Origin of the sequence: Mesorhizobium sp. WSM3862 (assembly GCF_002294985.1) — a bacterium.
In the GTDB taxonomy this organism is placed as follows: Bacteria; Pseudomonadota; Alphaproteobacteria; order Rhizobiales; family Rhizobiaceae; genus Mesorhizobium.
Genome location: NZ_NSGE01000005.1, coordinates 544,544 through 564,031, shown reverse-complemented (window position 1 = coordinate 564,031; position 19,488 = coordinate 544,544). Strand labels below are relative to the sequence as shown.

The window sequence follows — 19,488 nt, the reverse complement described above, 5'->3', positions numbered from 1 at the left end:
GGCACATCCTGATGTCCGCCACGACGTCCACCGCCAAATCCGAATTCCCCTGGTGGCTGGCCGCAGCGGCCATCCTGGCGCTCGCTGCGGCGCTGGCCATCGCCGCCAGCGACCTTTACGCCGAGGTCTTCGCCACCGTCGCCATGGGCATCGGCATCACTGTCTTCGTCACCGTGGTCGGCTTCGCGCTGGCCTCGGCGCTTGGACTCGGCATCGCGCTGATGGCCTTGTCGGGGTCGCAATGGCTGCGCCAGATCGCGCGCTTCTATGTCGAGATCATCCGCGGCGTGCCGATCCTGGTGCTGCTGTTCTGGATCGCTTTTGCCGGGGCGCCGGCATTCGTCGCGGCGTGGAACGCGCTGACGGCGCCGCTGCAGAGCGCCGGCTGGATCGGCGAGCTCCTGGTGCGGGATGTCTCGCTTCTGTGGCGCGCCATCATGGCTCTGACCATCGGCTATTCGGCCTTCATCTCGGAAGTGTTCCGGGCCGGCATCCTGTCGGTCGAGAAGGGTCAGATCGAGGCGGCAAAAGCGCTCGGGTTGACGCGCGTGCAGCGCTTCCGGCTTATTGTCTTTCCGCAGGCGATCCGCACCATCCTGCCGCCGCTCGGCAACGATTTCGTTGCCATGGTCAAGGACTCCTCGCTGGTCTCGGTGCTGGGCGTCGCCGACATCACCCAGATCGGCAAGGTCTATGCCGCCGGCTCGTTCCGCTTCTTCGAGACCTATTCGATCGTCGCGTATATCTATCTGATCTTGACGGTCGGCCTGTCGCTGGCGCTGCGGGCGCTCGAGAAACGGCTGCGACGGCAGCATGAGCAATAGCCCCCGGGCCAAGAGCGCGCTACGCTTGCTGGGTTGGTAACGTCCAGGAGCTGACCCATGAATTTCGACAAGGCCAATGCGGCGCTGGGCTCCGTCTATTCAGCCGAGACGCCGGAGGCGCTCGCCAAGGCCTATGCCGAATGGGCGGCGACCTATGACAGCGAGACCGCCTCGCTCGGTTATCTGCTGCCCTTCCTCATCACCGCCTGGGTGGCGCGGCATGTGCCGGCGGGCGAAGGCCCGCTGCTCGACGCCGGCTGCGGCACCGGCCTGTCCGGGCCGTCATTGAAAGCGCTGGGCTATGGCGACATCGCCGGTCTCGACCTTTCCGACGACATGCTGAAGATCGCAGGCAGCCGCAATGCCTATGGCGAGCTGAAGAAGGCGATGCTCGGCGGCCGGCTGCCTTGGCCCGACAGTCATTTCCGCGCCTTCTTCTCGACCGGCGTCTTCACCATCGGCCACGCGCCGGCCGAGGGCCTGCATGAGCTGGTGCGCATCACGAAGAGCGGCGGCCACGCCATCTTCACCGTGCGCGACCAGGTTTTTGAGAGCGGCGGCTTCCAGGCGGTGTTCGACGCACTCAGGCAGGCAAGGAAATGGCGGCTGGCAGAGGAAAGCACGTGGTTCCGCTGCTATGCGATCGGCGACCCGGGCGCGCTGGTGAAGACTTTTGTGTTCGAGGTGCTGTGAGCGCGGCTTCCCCTTCTCCCACAAGGGGAGAAGGCAAAGCTACCGCAATTGCCGAAAAGCCAAAACGTTGATATGAGCAGCGCCATGGAAGAGCTTTTCGGCGATCCGGCCTATAAGGGTTTCGTGCTGCAGGACAGGAAGCGCCTGCCGTCGCGATTTGCCGCGCGCGTCTGCGGCGCGCTCACCAGCCGACTTAGCTGAGGCGACTTATCCGATCGCTTCGCCGGTCAGAAGCCCCGGCGCCAGCTTTTGCCATTCTCATATCGACGGATTTACGCACATGAGCGCACCGCGCACCCTCTACGACAAGATCTTCGACGACCATGTCGTCGACCGCCAGGACGACGGAACCTGCCTGCTCTATATCGACCGCCACCTCGTCCACGAGGTCACCAGCCCGCAGGCCTTCGAAGGCCTGCGCATGAGCGGCCGAGACGTTCGCCATCCTGAGAAGACGCTCGCCGTGGTCGACCACAACGTGCCGACCTCGCCCGAGCGCAAGTTCGGCATCAAGAACGAGGAAAGCCGCATCCAGGTCGAGGCGCTGGCCAAGAATGCCAAGGATTTCGGCATCGAATATTATTCGGAGAACGACGTCCGCCAGGGCATCGTCCACATCATCGGGCCGGAGCAAGGCTTCACGCTGCCCGGCATGACCATTGTCTGCGGCGACAGCCACACCTCCACGCACGGTGCGTTCGGCGCGCTGGCGCACGGCATCGGCACTTCGGAAGTCGAGCATGTGCTGGCGACGCAAACCTTGATCCAGCGCAAGGCCAAGAACATGCTGGTGCGCGTTGACGGCCAGCTTCCGGAAGGCGTCACCGCCAAGGACATCATCCTCGCCATCATCGGCGAGATCGGCACCGCCGGCGGCACCGGCTACGTCATCGAATATGCCGGCGAGGCGATCCGCTCGCTGTCGATGGAAGGCCGCATGACGATCTGCAACATGTCGATCGAAGGCGGTGCGCGCGCCGGCTTGATCGCGCCGGACGAGACCACCTTCGCCTATGTGAAGGACAAGCCGCGCGCGCCGAAGGGCGCCGCCTGGGACGCCGCGCTTGCCTACTGGAAGACGCTGCATTCCGACGAAGGTGCGCATTTCGACAAGGTGGTCGTGCTCGATGCGCAAAAACTGCCGCCGATCGTCTCCTGGGGCTCCTCGCCCGAGGATGTCGTCTCGGTGCAGGGTTTCGTGCCGAATCCGGCCGACATCGCCGACGAGAACAAGCGTTCCTCGAAGCTGCGCGCGCTCGACTATATGGGGCTGACGCCCGGAACCAAGATCACCGACATCACGCTCGACCGCGTCTTCATCGGGTCCTGCACCAATGGCCGCATCGAGGACCTGCGCGCCGCCGCCAAGGTTGTCGAGGGCAAGAAGGTCAATCCGCGCGTGAACGCCATGATCGTGCCGGGCTCCGGCCTGGTGAAGGAGCAGGCCGAAGCCGAAGGGCTCGACAAGATCTTCGTCGCCGCGGGCTTCGACTGGCGCGAGCCCGGCTGCTCGATGTGCCTGGCGATGAACGACGACCGGCTGAAGCCGCATGAGCGCTGCGCCTCGACCTCGAACCGCAATTTCGAGGGCCGGCAGGGTTTTAAGGGCCGCACCCATCTGGTCTCGCCGGCCATGGCGGCGGCGGCGGCAATCGCCGGCCATTTCGTCGATATCCGCGACTGGAAGTAACGGCCTGCCGCGGAGGCGATCAAAGGCCCGGAGCGCACCGCGATCCGGGCCTTTTGTCGCTCAGCGGTCGCCGAGCCGAATAATCTCGTGGAACTCCTCACGTCGGCCAGGCTCGTCGGCAGCGACGATCAGCGCCAGTTGCTGCTCGTCAAAAATCTTGAACCACTCGTCCCATTCGACCAGCTCGTAGCCGCCGGCGTTGGGAGGCCGCTCCGGGCGGTCGTCGTCCTCATAGGCGTTCTGGCCAAAAACCAGGCGCAGCATGGGTTGCGTGCCGGCCTCGGGCGAAATGTCGACAATGGCCGGAAATCCGGCGCGCGCCGCCGCCCAGGAACGGATCGCATCGTGCTCGGTCAGGGTGATTGTACCGGCCATCGGCGTTCTCCTGTTTTGTGTTGAGAACGCCGGTCTCCCGGAGCTGTTCCGTGCCGTCGCTTAACCGCTTGTTTGTGCTTCCCGACTAGCATCTCCCCTTGGGTAACTTGGGGAAGTCACGGTCCGTTGGACACCGGTCTGCTCATAGCGCTGCTCAATCCGACGATAGCGCTGGCGCTCGGCGCTGCGTTCCTCGTGCTGTGGTTTTATCAGCGCCATCGTCCGTATCTGGCGGTGCTGGCGGCGAGCTACTGCCTGTCGGCGTCGGGTTTCCTGCTGCAATATTTCACGTTGCCGCTCGGCATCGTGGCGACCAAGCTGATCTCCAACATATGTTTCACGATAGCCGCCTGCTGCCTTTCCGGCGCGATCATCGCGCGCTACGGCCGGCGCGTGCCCTATTTCGGCATCGGTGTCATGGCCGGCGGCGGGCTCGCCGCCTTCGCATGGTTCATGTTCGTCCAGCCGGATCTTACCTGGCGCGTGCTCAGCATGAATTTCGGCTTCGGCGGCCTGAGCCTGCTCGTCGCCGTCGAGCTCAGGACAGTGCGCAACAATGGCCCTGAGAAAATCCTGGTCGCGCTGGCCCTGCTTTCCGCGCTGAACTTCACCGCCCGTACCCTGATCGTCGTCATCGCGCATGGACCGTTCCCAAGCTATGACGGCTTCTACGGCTCGTCCTACTGGACGACGGCGCTGCTCTCGCACGCGCTTTTGTCGCTTCTGATCGCGCTCTGCCTGTTCACGGCGGCCGCCCTCGACGTGCTGAAGGCACTGAAGGCCGAGACGCACACCGACCCGTTGTCCGGCCTTCTCAACCGCCGCGGCTTCCAGGAACGGGCAGCACTTCTGCTCGATCAATGCGCCAAGGCCGGGTTTCCCGTCGCGCTGGTGCTTGCCGACCTCGATCACTTCAAGGCGCTCAATGACCAGCACGGACATGAGGCGGGCGACCGAGTGATTGCCGATTTCGCTGCCAAGCTGCGCTTTGCCACCGGTGCGCGCGGCGCAGCGGGGCGCATCGGCGGCGAGGAGTTCGCCGTGCTTCTGCCGCTCAGTGATCTCGCCGCGGCGCGCCTTTTCGCCGAAGCGATCCGCACTTTCTATTCGGCCGGAGCCGTCGACGGCCTGCCGCCCGGCACCAGGGTGACAGCGAGCTTCGGCGTTGCGGCCCGCAGCGGCGCGGAAGGGCTGGCGCCGCTGATGCGGCGCGCCGACGAGGCGCTCTACAAGGCCAAGAGGAATGGCCGTGACAGCGTCCGCCTTTCCTACGAGCGCCCCGAAACCGCCTTCGTGCCCGAAGCGGTGAGCGTCGGCTGAAATCGGACACTCCAGAGCACCTGACAACAGCCAGCATCCCCGTCCGAAGGCATGCGGCGTTAACGTGTTTTTCGCCCGTCGATGGTTTTCTGCCCGGGGGGCTTCGAAGGGAACATGGGCAGCGCCGATTTCATCCTGATGATCAATCTGCTCGTCGCCGGGCTGTTGGCCGCGGCCTTCGTGGCGATCGCCGTCCACGACGTCGGGCGTGTGTCGGCGCGCTGGCTGGCTTTCGGCTATTTGCTAGGCATGGCCTATTTCGCCATCGAGTTCAGTATCCCCGCTTTTGCCGATGCCCGGCTGCCGGTTGTCATGGCCTTCGCTGTCTTCCTCGGCGCGACCATCGCCTTCAACGGCGGGGTTGCCCACAAATATGGCGTGACGCCGCCCTGGGCGCCGATGCTGGTCTTCCTGGCCGTGGCCTCGGCCGCCGTCTATCTGGTGCAGGACCTGCCGCGATACTCGCTCACCCGCATGTTGGCCTATCAGCTTCCTTATGCGGCCATGCAGTGCACCGCGCTTGGCATCGTGCTGTCCTCCAGGCAGCGGCTCGAGCGGCTCGATCACCTCCTGATGCTCGTGCTCGCGGCAAGCGCCCTGCAGTTCGCATCAAAGCCTTTCATCGCCGGCGCGTTGGGCGGCTGGGGCGCCAATCCGCAATCCTATGTGCAGACGGGTTATGCGCTGGTGTCGCAGTCGCTTGGCACCGTGTTCGGTCTGGCGCTGGCGCTGCTCGCGCTCGCTATCCTGGTGCGCGACGTGCTGGCCGAGGCGATGTCGAAATCGGAGACGGACACGCTGTCGCGGCTCCTCAACCGCGGCGGTTTCGAACGCCATGCCGAGCTGGCGTTGCGGGATGCGGTGCGCCGGGGCGTACCGGTGGCGCTGGTCATCGCCGACCTCGACCACTTCAAGAGGATCAACGACAGCTACGGCCATGCCTGCGGCGATCGTGTCATCGAGACGTTCGCAGGCTTGCTGCGCGAGGCGGCGGCCGAGCATCACGTCGCCGGCCGCATCGGCGGCGAGGAATTCGCCATCATCCTGCCCGGTACCAACCTCACTGCCGCGCGATTGTTCGCGGAAGGCGCGCGCAGCGCGTTTGGCGGGCTGCCGATCGAGGGCCTGCCCGCCGAGCATCGCTGCAGCGCGAGCTTCGGCGTCGCCGAGCTTGCCGTGGCTGAGGATTTTTCAGATCTGCTGCGGCGCGCCGATGAAGCGCTTTACGCGGCCAAGAATGCCGGCCGCGACTGCGTGCGCGTCTCGCTCGGGACCGCGCGCCGGCAGTTCCCGGCGGCGGTCAGCGGCAGGGGCTGAGGTTGGGCATCTCGCCGTCGGAGAGGCCGTACATATAGGAACGGCCCTTGATGAAGACCGGCGGCTGGTAGCAGCCCGGGGCACCGGCTGCGTCGGAATCGTAGATGACGTCGGGCTGGCCGGCGCCGGTGAAGTTCGAGAGCTGCTTGGCGTGCCGGCCCTCGCCGACGATGATGCGCTTGTAGCCGGCGGCGCTGTCGATGACGAGATTGCCGAAGGAATCGGCATAGACGCGGTCATGATGGCGCAGGCCGGCTTCGGCCGGCACAGCAATGGCGGTGGCAAGTCCAGCCAGCGTCGCGACCGCCAGGCCTGCCCGCACTGAATTCGAACGCATGTCGCTCTCCCTTGGACGGTGCGACCCTCGGGATCGCCCTGCAAACGTCGTGCGAATCGGAAATTAACCCTTTCTTAACCTTTGTTAAGGGGCAGACAGGCTTCAGGAGGGGAACTTAATGAACATGGTTAATTTCGGCGCCTTGGCTCCACTCCGTCCATCGCCCCGCCCCGGCCCAGCTGACCCAGGCGAGCTTGATCTTGGCGCATTGCGTGGCTAGCGTGCCGCGCACGAAAGGGGCAGCACATGATGTTTGGCCGCGCGATTTGGGTGTCGCTCGTTGTTCCGCTGCTTCTTGCGGCTACGGCCTGCGTGCCGCAGGACGGCGTGCCGAAGGCGGCGAATACTTTATCGCCAACAGTCTCGCCCGTTCCAACCAGCCAACCCGTCGCTCCCGGGGCCGGAGCTGCCGCAACGCCCAAGACATTGGCAACAGCTTCGCCACCCGCAACCAAAATCACCACCGACCTGACCACGCCGCGAGCCGGCGTCGGAACGGCCACCTACAGATGCGGCAATGGCGGCATGATCACCATCCAAAATCTCGGCTCTTCTCTGCGTGTGCTCGGGCCGGATGGCTCGGCCGAAGTGTTTCCAGCGTCGCCCGCCAATCAAACCAGCCGCTACCAGGAAGCGGCGACGCATGACGCAATCGTGATCGACGGTCGCGAGGCGCTGGTGATGAAGAAGGGGTCCACGCCGCAGAGCTGCAAAAGATAACGGATCTTATTGCACTGCAGCGACGTTGCGCCGGCTGCAGATCGGCCGCTAATCGATTGAAGCTGAATTTCCCCGTTTTGTCAGACTAAATGACGTTTTCAAAACGATTTTCCGGCTTTGACGCGGTGCAAAAAGCGCATTAGAAACCCGCTATCCGAGGCCCTATGTTGTGCGGCAAAAGCCGCATCCTTCGCGGCTCAGGAACGCCGATCTGGGGGAGCCATGAGCAAATCACCAGCCACCCGCGCAATTGCCAGACGTGAACGGCCGCTTTCGCCGCACCTGACGATCTACAGGCCCCCGATCACGATGACGATGTCGATCATCCATCGCATCACCGGCGGCGCGCTCTATTTCGGCACGCTCCTAGTGGCGGCCTGGCTGATCGCTGCGTCGAGTTCGCAGGCTGCGTTCGACTGGATCAACTGGGCCTTCGGCTCGTGGCTCGGCCGGCTGATCCTGTTCGGCTACACCTGGGCGCTGATGCACCACATGCTGGGTGGGTTGCGCCATCTCGTCTGGGACACCGGCGCCGGGCTCGAAAAACACACCGCCTCGAGGATCGCATGGGCAACGCTCGCCGGCTCGATCGTGCTGACGCTTTTGATCTGGATCGCGGGCTACATGGCGCGGGGGGCACTCTGATGACCGCAAAGAATTCGGACATGCGCACGCCGCTCGGGAAGGTTCGCGGCCTTGGTTCGGCGCGTGAGGGTACCGGCCATTTCTGGCGCCAGCGGTTGACGGCGGTGGCCAATATCCCGCTCATCCTGTTCTTCGTCGGCTTCCTGATCGCCCTCAACGGCCACGGCTATGCGGAAGTGCGGGCGTCGCTCGCGAACCCCTTCGTGGCGCTGGTGCTGTCGTTGGTGCTGATTTCCGCGCTCTACCACATGCGGATCGGCATGCAGGTCATCATCGAGGATTATGTGCATGGCGAGGGCATGAAGCTGGCGCTGATCGCCCTCAACACATTCTTCTCAATTGCAGTCGGCGTCGCCTCGCTCTTCGCTCTGCTTAAACTCGCATTCGGAGGCTGACGTCTTGGCCAGCGCAAACACAGCCAGCACGGCTTCGGCCTACACCTTTGTCGATCACAAATTCGATGTCGTGATCGTCGGCGCCGGCGGCGCCGGGTTGCGCGCCACGCTCGGCATGGCCGAGCAGGGGCTGCGCACCGCCTGCATCACCAAGGTGTTTCCGACGCGCTCGCACACGGTCGCGGCGCAAGGCGGCATCGCCGCCTCGCTCTCCAACATGGGCCCGGATTCCTGGCAGTGGCACATGTACGACACGGTCAAGGGCTCGGACTGGCTCGGCGACGTCGACGCCATGGAATACATGGTGCGCGAGGCGCCGGCCGCCGTCTACGAGCTCGAGCATTACGGCGTGCCATTCTCGCGCACCGAAGAGGGCAAGATCTATCAGCGGCCGTTCGGCGGCCACATGATGAATTATGGCGACGGCCCGCCGGTTCAGCGCACCTGCGCCGCCGCCGACCGCACCGGGCACGCCATCCTGCATACGCTCTACGGCCAGTCGCTGAAGAACAACGCGCAGTTCTTCATCGAGTATTTCGCGCTCGACCTGATCATGGAGCCGGACGGCACATGCACCGGCGTGGTGGCGTGGAACCTCGACGACGGCACCATCCACCGCTTCTCGGCAAAGATGGTGGTGCTGGCGACCGGCGGCTATGGCCGCGCCTATTTCTCCGCCACCTCGGCGCATACCTGCACCGGCGACGGCGGCGGCATGGCCGCGCGGGCCGGGCTGCCGCTGCAGGACATGGAGTTCGTGCAGTTCCATCCGACCGGCATCTACGGCGCCGGCTGCCTGATCACCGAAGGCGCGCGCGGCGAGGGCGGCTATCTCGTCAATTCCGAGGGTGAGCGCTTCATGGAGCGCTACGCGCCGTCGGCCAAGGACCTCGCCTCGCGCGACGTGGTCTCGCGCTGCATGACGCTGGAGATCCGCGAGGGCCGCGGCGTCGGCAAGAACAAGGACCACATTTTCCTGCATCTCGACCATCTCGATCCGGCGGTGCTGCACGAGCGGCTGCCGGGCATCTCCGAATCGGCCAAGATCTTCGCCGGCGTCGACCTGACCAAGGAGCCGATCCCGGTGCTGCCGACGGTCCACTACAATATGGGCGGCGTGCCGACCAATTATTGGGGCGAGGCGCTCAACCCGAGCTTCGACAACCCCGACCGCGTGTCGCCCGGCCTGATGGCGGTGGGCGAGGCCGGCTGCGCCTCCGTGCATGGCGCCAACCGGCTCGGCTCCAACTCGCTGATCGATCTCGTCGTGTTCGGCCGCGCGGCCGCAATCCGCGCCGGCCAGGTGATCGATCGCAAGTCGGCGATTGCGTCGCCCAATCAGGAATCGGTCGACAAGATCATGGACCGCTTCGACAAGCTGCGCCACGCCAGCGGCTCGACCCCGACCGCGGCGCTGCGCGAAAAGATGCAGCGGGCGATGCAGGAAGACGCGGCGGTGTTCCGCACGCAGGAATCGCTGGAAAATGGCTGCCAGCGCGTTTCTCAAATCTGGAGCGAGCTCAAGGACGTCAAGGTCTTCGACCGCTCGATGATCTGGAACTCGGACCTGGTCGAGACGCTGGAGCTCGAAAACCTGATGGTCAATGCCATCGCCACGGTCTACGGCGCCGAGGCGCGCAAGGAGAGCCGCGGCGCGCATGCGCGAGAGGATTTCTCGGCGCGCGACGACGCCAACTGGCGCAAGCACACGCTGGCCCAGGTCAGTGAGGACGGCAAGGTGACGCTTTCCTACCGCCCGGTGCACACCGACCCGCTGCTGGCGGAAAAGGATGGCGGCATCAGCCTGGCCAAGATCGCGCCAAAGGCCAGGGTCTACTGACATGGCATTGGCGGCCGCGGGATATTCCGGCACGCCCCTTCCGGCCAAGCTCGGCCTGAAGGACGGCATGGTCGCCGCCTTCATCGCGCTGCCGCCCGAGCTCGACGAGTTGGCTGGAGCCGTCGGGTTTGCCGGGGTCGATCGGCTGCCCAACTGGTCGGCGATCTCGGGCAACCGAAAATACGATGCGGTGCACGCGTTCACCCGGCAGCGCGCCGAGATCGAGGACGGCCTGGCCGGCATCGAGATGGCGATCAAGCGCGACGGCATGGTCTGGGTCTCCTGGCCGAAGAAGGCTTCGAACGTGCCGACCGACGTCACCGAGGACGTCATCCGCGCCGAGGCGCTCAAGCGCGACCTTGTCGACGTCAAGGTCGCGGCCGTCAACGATATCTGGTCCGGGCTGAAGCTCGTCATCCGAAAGGACCGCAGGTAATGGTCGAACTCACGCTACCCAAGAATTCGAAAGTCCAGCAGGGCAAGACCTGGCCGAAGCCGGAGGGCGCCACCAATCTGCGCGAATACCGCATCTACCGCTGGTCGCCGGACGACGACGAGAATCCGCGCATTGACACTTATTTCGTCGACATGGACGATTGCGGGCCGATGGTGCTCGACGCGCTGCTGTGGATCAAGAACAAGATCGACCCGACGTTGACGCTGCGCCGCTCCTGCCGCGAAGGCATTTGCGGGTCCTGCGCCATGAACATCGACGGCTCGAACACGCTCGCCTGCACCAAGGGCGCCGAAGACATTTCCGGCGCGGTGAAGATCTATCCGCTGCCGCATATGCCAGTGATCAAGGACCTCGTGCCCGACCTTACCAACTTCTATGCCCAGCATGCCTCGATCGAGCCCTGGCTGAAGACGGTCTCGCCGACGCCCGCCAAGGAATGGCTGCAAAGCCATGAAGACCGCGAGAAGCTCGATGGGCTCTATGAGTGCATCCTGTGCGCCTGCTGCTCGACCTCGTGCCCGAGCTACTGGTGGAACGGCGAGCGCTATCTCGGCCCGGCAACGCTGCTGCAGGCCTATCGCTGGCTGATCGATTCCCGCGATGAGGCGACCGGCGAGCGGCTCGACAATCTCGAGGATCCGTTCCGCCTCTATCGCTGTCACACCATCATGAACTGCGCGCAAACCTGTCCGAAGGGGCTCAATCCGGCGAAGGCGATCGCGGAGATCAAGAAGATGATGGTTGAGCGGCGCGTCTAAAGTTTAGCGGCTCAAGTTCGTACGCAGCGATTCTTCGCGCCCCCCTTTGGCCTGCCGGCCATCTCCCCCACGGGTGGGGAGATTGGCTGTCATCGCGGCTTTCGCCAATCGCCAACGTTGAAGGATGAGCGCCGTCGGCGAAGCTGCTGATCTCCCCCCCAAGTGGGGGAGATGTCCGGCAGGACAGAGGGGGGCGCTGTCCCGCCGACGTTCCGAAGGTTCTGCCTTGTCGCGGCGATCCGATTTCTGTCAAAATCGGTACCCGGAGAACCGACCTTATCGAAAAGCCAAACCCAATGACCGATCTTCCCGTCCTCTCTTCCGTCGAAGCCCGCGTGCTCGGCTCACTGATCGAGAAGAAGGAGCTGACGCCGGATGTCTATCCGCTGACGCTCAACGGTGCGCATGCCGCCGCCAACCAGAAGACGGCGCGCGAGCCGGTGATGGCGCTGGAACTGACCGACGTTAGGCGCGCGCTCAGCTCGCTCGAACAGAAGGGTCTGGTGCGCCAGGCTTTTGCTTCGCGGGTCGAGCGCTACGAACATCTGATGGCGCAGCGCTTTTCGCTGACCACGCCGCAGATCGCGATCGTCGGTCTGCTGCTCCTGCGCGGCGCGCAGACGGCGCATGAGCTGCTCGCCCGTTCTGAGCGCATGGCGCGCTTCGGGTCGATCGAAGAGCTTCGCGATAATCTCGACCTCCTCATCGGCCGCCGGCCACCGCTCATTCTGCTGCTCGAACGTGCGCCCGGTCAGCGCGAGGAGCGGTATGTGCATCTGCTCAGCGGTCCGGTGGAAGTATCAGCGGCGGCAGCGCCATGGGAACCGCCGGCGTCCTCCGACGCTTCCGATCTCGAAGCGCGGGTGCGGGCTCTGGAGGAAGAGGTTGCTTCGTTGCGGGCGAAGATCGAGGCGCTGGGCGGCTAGCGTGAGATGATGGCGGGACAGCGCCCCCCTCTGTCCTGCCGGGCATCTCGCCCCTCGTGGGGAGATGTCCGGCAGGGCAGAGAGGGGCGCGACGGATCCCTGCCCCGCGCAGCCTACGTCAGCCCAGCCTGGCGTCCAGCGAGACCTTGATGGCGCCGAGCGCCTTTGAGACCGGGCACTCGGCCTTGGCCTTCTCGGCCAGTTCCTGGAACTTTGCCGCATCGATGCCCGGGACCTTGCCGACCAGGGTGATGGCGCTGCCGGTTATGCCGGTGCCGGGCACCAGTGTCACAACAGCCTTGGAGTCGAGCGCGATGGCCGGGGTGCCGTTCTCGGCGAGGAAATGCGACAGCTGCATGGCGTAGCATCCGGCATGGGCGGCGGCGATCAGCTCTTCCGGATTGGTGCCGGATTTGCCGCTCTCATCCTCGAAGCGCGCCTTGAAGGAATAGGGTATGCCCTTCAGAGTCCCGCTCTGCGTTTCCAGCGTGCCCTTGCCCTCTTTCAGATTGCCTTTCCAGACGGCGTTTGCGGTGCGGTCCATGAAGTCCTCCTGGCTTGTCGGGGTTCGCGCCGGCGGGCGCCGGCGTTCCGCTGAACTATAGCGCGAGCGCGCCGGAAGACCATGGCGCGATTGTGCCCGCGAAGTCGACGCGCGCGAAAAAATTCTCGAAAAAAAACGCGTGCAAAAATGTCGACTTCCCGGCGGCCGGACCGTCCTGGGGGCGGCCACGAAGTTCGGGGCCGAAGGAGGTTGAAGATGAACAATCTGTTTTTCGCACTTTGGAGGCGCCCCGGCCGAAGGGTGCAGCGACCGGAAGAGTTCTGGCTGGATCCCCCGGCCTTCGGCCTCGGCCGGCTGGCGGCGGCCGTGGCCATAATCGGGATTGCGGCATGCCTGCTCGATCATGCGGCGGCCAGAAGCAAGGCTGACAGCATCGCGGTCGCCTCCTATGGTTCATCGCAGGAAGGGAACTGACAATGAAATATGTCCTGCTGGTCTACGGCGAGGAAAAGGACCTCTTCGCGCTCACGCCGGAACGATCCGCCAAGCTCGACGCCGATTCGCTCGCCTATGACAGGGAACTCGATCGACAAGGCAAGCTGATCATCGCGCAGGCGCTGCAGCCGGTGAAGATGTCGAAGTCGCTCAGGCGTCGCAAGGGCAAGCGGCTGGTTACCGACGGGCCGTTCGCCGAGACGAAAGAACAGCTGCTCGGCTTCGTCATGGTCGAGGCCGCGGATCTCGACGAGGCGATGGCGATCGCAGACGGCATTCCGCTGGCCGAGCTCGGCACCGTCGAGGTCAGGGCTGTCTACGACATACCGGGGTCATGACCCGGAGTTATTAGCGGTTTGTTCATCGCCGCAATTGTCGCGAGTTGAAGCGATGCTGTACTTCTTCTATCGTTGCCGCGGTTTCGGGGGAATTCGGCATGCCTTTTCTGCTCGCTATGCTTGGCCTGCTCGGCGTGGCGGCCATCTGGTGGTACCGGCTGAAGGCGATGAACGAGGCGGCCAGCGAGGTCGCCGACGTTATCGGCCGCGTGCAGGGCAATATCCGCCGTAAGAAGCTGCGCAAACAGGCGGCACTTTCGCCGCTGACGGCGATCGACGATCCGGTCGTGGCCGCCGCGACGCTGATCACCGCGATCGTTTCGGAACATGGCCCGATCCTGCCGCAGCGCGAAGCCGTCATCCGTGAGGTGATCGCGCAGATTGCCGACAACCCTAAGAAAACCGACGAGGCCGTCGTCTACGCCAAATGGGCGGCCGCGCAGGTCGACGACACCACGATCGTCATCGACAAGCTGGCGCCGTTCCTGCGCGAGCGCCTCGAGCCGCACGAACGGGACGATCTGCTCAGCATGCTGAACCGGGTGGCACAGGGCGGCGAGCAACGCCTGCGGATCGCCGACCAGCGGATGGTGAGGCTGCGGCAGAAGCTGGGTTTTGAGGTCAATTAAGCTGAAGCAGTGGCGGCCGGATCGCCTACCTTCGTGATTGGCCGAAACGCTTCTCGCCTCCTCATTCTATGGCGGAGCAAGGAGCGAAGCGGCGCGGCGCAGACCATAGAATCCATTCCGTTACCTATAAGCGTTGCAGCGGTGCAGGATTCTGCTCGGCGGCATTCTTCGACCAAGGTCACGGCATGGATCCTCGGGTCTTCGCGTCCGCTTCGCTCCCGCTCCCGCCGTGGATGACGACGTCGCGTAGGCACCGGCCAATTGCTAGGCGCTAGATCGCTTCGCCCTTCAATAGCCGCGGCATGTCGCCTGACAGGCCAGACGCCTGACGGATGAAGAAGTCCTTGAGCTTCGGCATGCGCTCGACGATACCGAGGCCGAGGTCGCGCACGGCGCGCAGCGGGCCAATGTCGTTGGAAAACAGGCGGTTCAGCACGTCGGTGGTGACGCCCATCTGCAGCGTGTCGAAGCGGCGCCATTGCTGGTAGCGCTCGAGCACGTCGAGCGCGCCGATGTCCTGGCCGAGCCGGTCGGCCTCGACCACCACTTCGGCAAGTGCTGCGACATCCTTGAAGCCGAGATTGAGGCCCTGACCGGCGATCGGATGGATGCCGTGAGCCGCATCGCCGGCGAGCGCGATGCGCGGTGCGACGAAGGCGCGCGCAAGGATCAGGCCGAGCGGCCAGGCGCGCGGCTTGTCGGCGACGCGGATCTCGCCGAGCTTCAGCCCAAAGCGCTGCTCCAGCTCATGCTCGAAGACGAACTCGTCGCCCTCGACCAGCTTCTGCGCGTCTTCCGTGCGCTCCACCCAGACGATCGAGGAGCGATTGGTGCCGTCCTCTTCAGGCTTCAGCGGCAAGGTGGCGAAGGGGCCGGCGGGCAAAAAATGTTCCTCGGCGCGGCCATTGTGCGGGCGCTCATGCGCGACCGTGCAGACGATGCCGGACTGGCCGTATTCCCATTTCACCGTCTTGATGCCGGCCATGTCGCGCAGCTTCGAATTGACGCCGTCAGCGGCGACGAGCAGGCAGGCCTTAAGCGCGGCGCCGTCGGCCAGATGCACGGTGATGCCGGCGCCGTTCGTGTCGAAGGCGCTGACGGCCATGCCTTCGATGACGTCGATGCCGAGTTTTTCGGCGCGGCAGCGCAGCGCGCCGTTGAGAACCCGGTTGGCCACCATATGGGCGAAGGGTTCGCCGGCCGCCACCTCGCCTTCGAAGGTCAAAAACACCGGGCGCACCGGATCGGCGGCGCGCGAATCGGTGATGATCATCTCGGTGATCGCCTGCGCCTCGGGCGCGATCTCGTCCCAGACGCCGAGCTGCTCCAGCATGCGGCAGGCTGCGGCGGCGATCGCCGAGGCGCGGCCGTCCTTCTGCCAGACGCCGGCAGGTGCCGCATCGACAATGGCGACGGCAAGGCTCGGTCGTGCCTGCTTCAGCGACACGGCCGCGGCAAGGCCGACATAGCCGGCGCCCGCCACCAGCACGTCCACCGAGGTTTTGTCCGCTGCATCCGCCTTGCGGTCGACCATGGCACTTTCCTTTCGCGACCTACGGCCACCGCGGCGGCCGTTGCAGCTTGACTGCCCGGCTCTCCTGTCCGAAACCCGCCATGACACATCTTCAAAGGACGTGGAACATGACGGCGGCCATGGACGAGCTTCTCGACATTCTCGACCTCGAGCAGCTCGAACACAACCTGTATCGTGGTCGCAGCCCCAAGCTCGACTGGCAGCGCGTGTTCGGCGGCCAGACGATCGCTCAGGCGCTGGTCGCCGCCCAGCGCACTGTCGAGCCCGGGCGCCATGTGCATTCGCTGCACGGCTATTTCATGCGGCCCGGCGACACCAAGGTTCCGATCGTCTATGAGGTCGACCGCATCCGCGACGGCGGCTCTTTCACCACGCGCCGGGTGGTGGCGATCCAGCATGGGCAGGCGATCTTCTCGCTGGAAGCCTCGTTCCAGCAGGATGAGGTCGGGCTGGAGCATCAGCTGCCGATGCCGCGCAACGTGCCGGCGCCCGACACGCTTCTGTCGCAGCGCGAGCTGCTCGGCAAGTTCGGCGAGGCGGTGCCGGAAGGCATCAAACGCTACTGGGAGCGCGACCGGCCGATCGAGATGAAGCCGGTAATGCTCAAGCACTATACCAGCCGCGAGAAGCTGGAGCCGGAGCAGAATATCTGGATCCGCACCACGGGCCCGGTGCCGGAAGACCGCGCCACGCAGGCGGCGGTTCTTGCCTATCTCTCCGACATGACGCTGCTCGACACCTCGACCTTCGCGCATGGCCGCGCCATCTTCGATCGCGACATCCAGGCGGCGAGCCTCGACCATGCCATGTGGTTCCACCGCAGTCATTCGCTGGACGACTGGATCCTCTACACGCAGGACAGCCCCTCCACGCAAGGCTCGCGCGGTTTCACCCGCGGATCGCTGTTCGCGCGCGACGGAACGCTGATCGCCTCGGTCGCGCAGGAAGGCCTCATCCGGCTGAAACGCTGAGCCGGCTTCGAGGCATGGCTAGAAAGCAGGCATTTTCCAAATTTTGCCCATTTTTTAATCATGAGCCATTGCGGCACTGCGCCCGTTTGTTGAGCAAGGGCTGCGGATCCCGTTTGTTTACAACAGGTTAATGTCCTGCTTCGGCAATTGGCACGGAGCTTGAATCCTGTCCTGCACTCTCCGGCTCTCCTCGGGATCGGTGAAGGTGTGCAAACGCGGGGGACCGCAACAGCAAAGGGTGAAACCTTATGAAAATCGTGATGGCAATCATCAAGCCGTTCAAGCTCGACGAGGTGCGCGAAGCGCTCACCGCCGTCGGCATCCAGGGCCTGACCGTCACCGAAGTCAAAGGCTACGGGCGTCAGAAGGGACATACGGAAATCTATCGCGGCGCCGAATACGCGGTCAGCTTCCTGCCCAAAATCAAGATCGAGGTCGCCGTCGGCGCCGACATGGTCGACAAGGCCGTCGAAGCCATCAGCTCCGCCGCCAAGACCGGCCAGATCGGCGACGGCAAGATCTTCGTCTTCGGCATCGACCAGGCGGTGCGCATCCGCACCGGCGAAACAGACACCGACGCGCTCTGAGCGGCGACCAGCTATTCCAACGGAGAGTTCAATGAATATTCCTTCCCCCTTGAAGACGACGGGACGGGCGGCCGCTGCGCTCGCTCTCGTAGCGTTCAGCACCGCCGCCGCCTTCGCGCAGGAGGCCGCTCCGGCAGCCACGGCCGCAGCGCCGGCCGCCCCGGCGCCCGCGCTCGACACCGGCAACACCGCCTGGATGCTGACCTCGACGGCGCTGGTGCTGATGATGACCATCCCGGGCCTGGCGCTGTTTTACGGCGGCATGGTGCGCAAGAAGAACGTGCTCGCCACCATCATGCAGAGCTTCGCCATCACCTGCCTGGTGACGGTGCTGTGGTTCATGTTCGGCTACTCGCTGGCCTTCTCCGACGGCGGCGGCATGAACAAGATTATCGGCGGTGCCTCGAAATTCTTCCACCACGGCATCACCACTTCCTCGCTGTGGGCGCCCGGCGTGGCGAACATCCCTGAATTCGTCTTCTCGATGTTCCAGATGACCTTCGCCATCATCACCCCGGCGCTGATCGCCGGCGCCTTCGCCGAACGCTTGAAGTTCTCGGCGCTGCTCATCTTCATGGCGCTGTGGCTGCTGGTCGTCTACGCGCCGGTGGCGCACTGGGTATGGGGCGGGGGCTTTCTCGCCACCGCCGGGGTGCTCGATTTCGCCGGCGGCACCGTCGTCCATATCAATGCCGGTGTCGCGGGCCTGGTCTGCGCGCTCGTTCTCGGCAAGCGCGAGGGCTACGGCACCACCAACATGGCGCCGCACAACCTGGTCTACTCGGTGATCGGCGCCTCGCTGCTGTGGGTCGGCTGGTTCGGCTTCAACGCCGGATCGGAACTGGCGGCCGACGGCCTCGCCGGCGCTGCGATGTTGAACACGCAGGTCGCCACCGCCGCGGCGGCGCTGGCCTGGATGTTCGCCGAATGGATCGTCGCCAAGAAGCCTTCGGTGCTCGGCATCATCTCGGGCGCCGTCGCGGGCCTTGTCGCGGTGACGCCTGCTTCCGGCTTCGTCAACCCGACCGGCGCCTTCTTCGTCGGCATCATCGCCGGCGTCGTCTGCTACCTGTCGGCGGTCAAGCTCAAGCACGCCATGGGCTATGACGACTCGCTCGACGCCTTCGGCGTCCACGGCGTCGGCGGCATCGTCGGCGCACTGCTGACCGGTGTGCTCGCCGATCCGGCGATCAACAGCCTGTCGTCGGGCGCCTCGCTCGCCAAGCAGGCATACGGCGTCGCTGTCACCATCGTATGGACGGCGGTCGCCACCTTGGTGATCCTCTACATCGTCAAGGCGCTGGTCGGCCTGCGTCCGAGCACCCAGGAAGAGGTCGAGGGTCTCGACGTCACCCAGCACGGCGAAGTCGTGCCGTAAGGCCGACCCGGCCAAGGACCGGCGGATACTCCTCCCGCCGGTCCGGATATCAAGGGAAGCCGCGGCGCGGCTTTCCCGATTTGCTCCCAAGATCCCGTCGTGATGCTCTCGAAAGGGGCTCACGCCTTGAGGCCCGGAAGATTTTCCGGGCCTCCTTTTTTCTCGGATATGAGCATGGAGCGTTTCGATCACATTCACTTGATCGCGAATGTGTGAAACGTCCGCCCTTCCGGTTCCGTACTGGGATTGCGACCGCCATCGTGGTGTCGCCAAATATCAGGGAAGGAATCGACCAATGAACTGCAAGAATATCTTCCTGGGAGCAATGGCTCTGTCGATGGTCAGCGGTGTTGCACTTGCCGGCGCGCTCGACTCGCCTGACAATATGGCTCCGTTCTTCACCGATTCCAGCATGAAGACCATGAAGTCCGAGGCCGATTTCAAGGCCGCCTGGGCGACGACGGCAAAGGACAAGCAGGACGCGATGATGAAGGAGTGCCAAGACGCGGCGATGAGCAAGCCGCATGCCGAATTCTGCGCCAACCTGATGCAGTACGCCGGCCATAAGTGATTTGCGGCAGGTCGGGTCCTTACGGGCCTGATCGTTTCATCTTTGCCAATGAGATGGCGAGCTTCATGGGCCCGCCATCTCCCTTCCGGGGAGCATCTCGGTAAAAGGCCATGGTTAATGCGGCCTTAACCTTCCCGCCGATAGTCTGGGAGACGAATCTCCCGGCATGCGTCACGCATCCGG

General features: G+C 64.5%; 23 protein-coding genes. 19 read left to right on the top strand and 4 right to left on the bottom strand.

Annotated elements, in window-relative coordinates:
- Positions 1 to 11 precede the first annotated feature (11 nt).
- The 3 genes from CK224_RS18510 (at position 12) to leuC (ending at position 3,207) form a co-directional block, all read left to right on the top strand.
- Complete coding sequence (locus CK224_RS18510) at positions 12 to 824, top strand: amino acid ABC transporter permease (protein WP_095782708.1); 813 nt, start codon at positions 12 to 14, stop codon at positions 822 to 824.
- Positions 825 to 881: 57 nt separating this feature from the next.
- On the top strand, positions 882 to 1,517 hold the full coding sequence (locus tag CK224_RS18505) for a class I SAM-dependent methyltransferase (protein ID WP_095782707.1): 636 nt from the start codon (positions 882 to 884) through the stop codon (positions 1,515 to 1,517).
- A gap of 280 nt (positions 1,518 to 1,797) precedes the next feature.
- Positions 1,798 to 3,207 carry a 3-isopropylmalate dehydratase large subunit gene (gene leuC, locus CK224_RS18495; RefSeq protein ID WP_066991840.1) on the top strand — a complete coding sequence of 470 codons (1,410 nt, stop codon included), beginning with the start codon at positions 1,798 to 1,800 and terminating at the stop codon, positions 3,205 to 3,207.
- A gap of 60 nt (positions 3,208 to 3,267) precedes the next feature.
- Here leuC and CK224_RS18490 read toward each other — a convergent pair whose 3' ends face one another.
- On the bottom strand, positions 3,268 to 3,582 hold the full coding sequence (locus CK224_RS18490; RefSeq protein ID WP_066991843.1) for a hypothetical protein: 315 nt from the start codon (positions 3,580 to 3,582) through the stop codon (positions 3,268 to 3,270).
- Positions 3,583 to 3,708: 126 nt separating this feature from the next.
- Between CK224_RS18490 and CK224_RS18485 the strand changes: the two genes are divergently transcribed.
- Both CK224_RS18485 and CK224_RS18480 read left to right on the top strand, forming a co-directional pair.
- Positions 3,709 to 4,902: a GGDEF domain-containing protein gene (locus CK224_RS18485; RefSeq protein ID WP_095782706.1), complete on the top strand. Its 1,194-nt coding sequence runs from the start codon at positions 3,709 to 3,711 to the stop codon at positions 4,900 to 4,902.
- A gap of 114 nt (positions 4,903 to 5,016) precedes the next feature.
- Positions 5,017 to 6,219: a GGDEF domain-containing protein gene (locus CK224_RS18480; protein ID WP_095782705.1), complete on the top strand. Its 1,203-nt coding sequence runs from the start codon at positions 5,017 to 5,019 to the stop codon at positions 6,217 to 6,219.
- On the opposite strand, the gene CK224_RS18475 is transcribed toward CK224_RS18480, so the two are convergent.
- Positions 6,203 to 6,556 carry a hypothetical protein gene (locus tag CK224_RS18475; protein WP_095779929.1) on the bottom strand — a complete coding sequence of 118 codons (354 nt, stop codon included), beginning with the start codon at positions 6,554 to 6,556 and terminating at the stop codon, positions 6,203 to 6,205. The two genes, CK224_RS18480 and CK224_RS18475, sit on opposite strands and share 17 nt — an antisense overlap.
- Positions 6,557 to 6,802: 246 nt before the next feature.
- On the opposite strand from CK224_RS18475, the gene CK224_RS18470 reads away from it, so the two are divergent.
- The 7 genes from CK224_RS18470 (at position 6,803) to CK224_RS18440 (ending at position 12,297) form a co-directional block, all read left to right on the top strand.
- Positions 6,803 to 7,276, top strand: coding sequence for a hypothetical protein (locus CK224_RS18470; RefSeq protein ID WP_095782704.1), 474 nt, complete (start codon positions 6,803 to 6,805; stop codon positions 7,274 to 7,276).
- Between the two features lie 222 nt (positions 7,277 to 7,498).
- Positions 7,499 to 7,921, top strand: coding sequence for a succinate dehydrogenase, cytochrome b556 subunit (gene sdhC, locus CK224_RS18465; protein WP_095782703.1), 423 nt, complete (start codon positions 7,499 to 7,501; stop codon positions 7,919 to 7,921).
- A complete protein-coding gene (gene sdhD / locus CK224_RS18460) occupies positions 7,921 to 8,316 on the top strand; it encodes a succinate dehydrogenase, hydrophobic membrane anchor protein (RefSeq protein WP_066991857.1) in 396 nt (131 codons plus the stop codon). The genes sdhC and sdhD overlap by 1 nt, the downstream gene beginning before the upstream one ends.
- Positions 8,317 to 8,320: 4 nt before the next feature.
- Complete coding sequence (gene sdhA / locus CK224_RS18455; protein WP_095782702.1) at positions 8,321 to 10,156, top strand: succinate dehydrogenase flavoprotein subunit; 1,836 nt, start codon at positions 8,321 to 8,323, stop codon at positions 10,154 to 10,156.
- 1 nt (position 10,157) lies between these two features.
- The gene (locus CK224_RS18450) at positions 10,158 to 10,592 is read left to right on the top strand and encodes a DUF3052 family protein (RefSeq protein WP_095782701.1); all 435 of its coding nucleotides are present in this window, start codon (positions 10,158 to 10,160) and stop codon (positions 10,590 to 10,592) included.
- Complete coding sequence (locus CK224_RS18445) at positions 10,592 to 11,371, top strand: succinate dehydrogenase iron-sulfur subunit (RefSeq protein WP_095779924.1); 780 nt, start codon at positions 10,592 to 10,594, stop codon at positions 11,369 to 11,371. The genes CK224_RS18450 and CK224_RS18445 overlap by 1 nt, the downstream gene beginning before the upstream one ends.
- A gap of 296 nt (positions 11,372 to 11,667) precedes the next feature.
- A complete protein-coding gene (locus CK224_RS18440; protein WP_095782700.1) occupies positions 11,668 to 12,297 on the top strand; it encodes a DUF480 domain-containing protein in 630 nt (209 codons plus the stop codon).
- 118 nt (positions 12,298 to 12,415) lie between these two features.
- Here the strand turns inward: CK224_RS18440 and CK224_RS18435 are convergent, their stop codons facing one another.
- Complete coding sequence (locus tag CK224_RS18435) at positions 12,416 to 12,841, bottom strand: OsmC family protein (RefSeq protein ID WP_095782699.1); 426 nt, start codon at positions 12,839 to 12,841, stop codon at positions 12,416 to 12,418.
- Positions 12,842 to 13,057: 216 nt separating this feature from the next.
- Between CK224_RS18435 and CK224_RS18430 the strand changes: the two genes are divergently transcribed.
- The 3 genes from CK224_RS18430 (at position 13,058) to CK224_RS18420 (ending at position 14,264) form a co-directional block, all read left to right on the top strand.
- On the top strand, positions 13,058 to 13,276 hold the full coding sequence (locus CK224_RS18430; protein WP_095782698.1) for a hypothetical protein: 219 nt from the start codon (positions 13,058 to 13,060) through the stop codon (positions 13,274 to 13,276).
- Between the two features lie 2 nt (positions 13,277 to 13,278).
- Entirely contained in the window at positions 13,279 to 13,635 is a 357-nt protein-coding gene (locus CK224_RS18425; protein ID WP_095782697.1) for a YciI family protein, read from the top strand.
- A gap of 98 nt (positions 13,636 to 13,733) precedes the next feature.
- Positions 13,734 to 14,264, top strand: a complete 531-nt coding sequence (locus CK224_RS18420) for a hypothetical protein (protein WP_067322954.1) — start codon at positions 13,734 to 13,736, stop codon at positions 14,262 to 14,264.
- A gap of 271 nt (positions 14,265 to 14,535) precedes the next feature.
- Here CK224_RS18420 and CK224_RS18415 read toward each other — a convergent pair whose 3' ends face one another.
- Positions 14,536 to 15,798, bottom strand: a complete 1,263-nt coding sequence (locus CK224_RS18415) for a ubiquinone biosynthesis hydroxylase (protein WP_095782696.1) — start codon at positions 15,796 to 15,798, stop codon at positions 14,536 to 14,538.
- A 107-nt stretch (positions 15,799 to 15,905) separates the two neighbouring features.
- On the opposite strand from CK224_RS18415, the gene tesB reads away from it, so the two are divergent.
- The 4 genes from tesB (at position 15,906) to CK224_RS18395 (ending at position 19,305) form a co-directional block, all read left to right on the top strand.
- Complete coding sequence (tesB, locus tag CK224_RS18410; RefSeq protein ID WP_066998363.1) at positions 15,906 to 16,769, top strand: acyl-CoA thioesterase II; 864 nt, start codon at positions 15,906 to 15,908, stop codon at positions 16,767 to 16,769.
- 248 nt (positions 16,770 to 17,017) lie between these two features.
- Positions 17,018 to 17,356: a P-II family nitrogen regulator gene (locus tag CK224_RS18405; protein WP_066998360.1), complete on the top strand. Its 339-nt coding sequence runs from the start codon at positions 17,018 to 17,020 to the stop codon at positions 17,354 to 17,356.
- Positions 17,357 to 17,552: 196 nt separating this feature from the next.
- On the top strand, positions 17,553 to 18,734 hold the full coding sequence (locus CK224_RS18400; protein ID WP_245425998.1) for an ammonium transporter: 1,182 nt from the start codon (positions 17,553 to 17,555) through the stop codon (positions 18,732 to 18,734).
- Between the two features lie 295 nt (positions 18,735 to 19,029).
- The gene (locus tag CK224_RS18395; protein WP_066998346.1) at positions 19,030 to 19,305 is read left to right on the top strand and encodes a hypothetical protein; all 276 of its coding nucleotides are present in this window, start codon (positions 19,030 to 19,032) and stop codon (positions 19,303 to 19,305) included.
- Positions 19,306 to 19,488 lie beyond the last annotated feature (183 nt).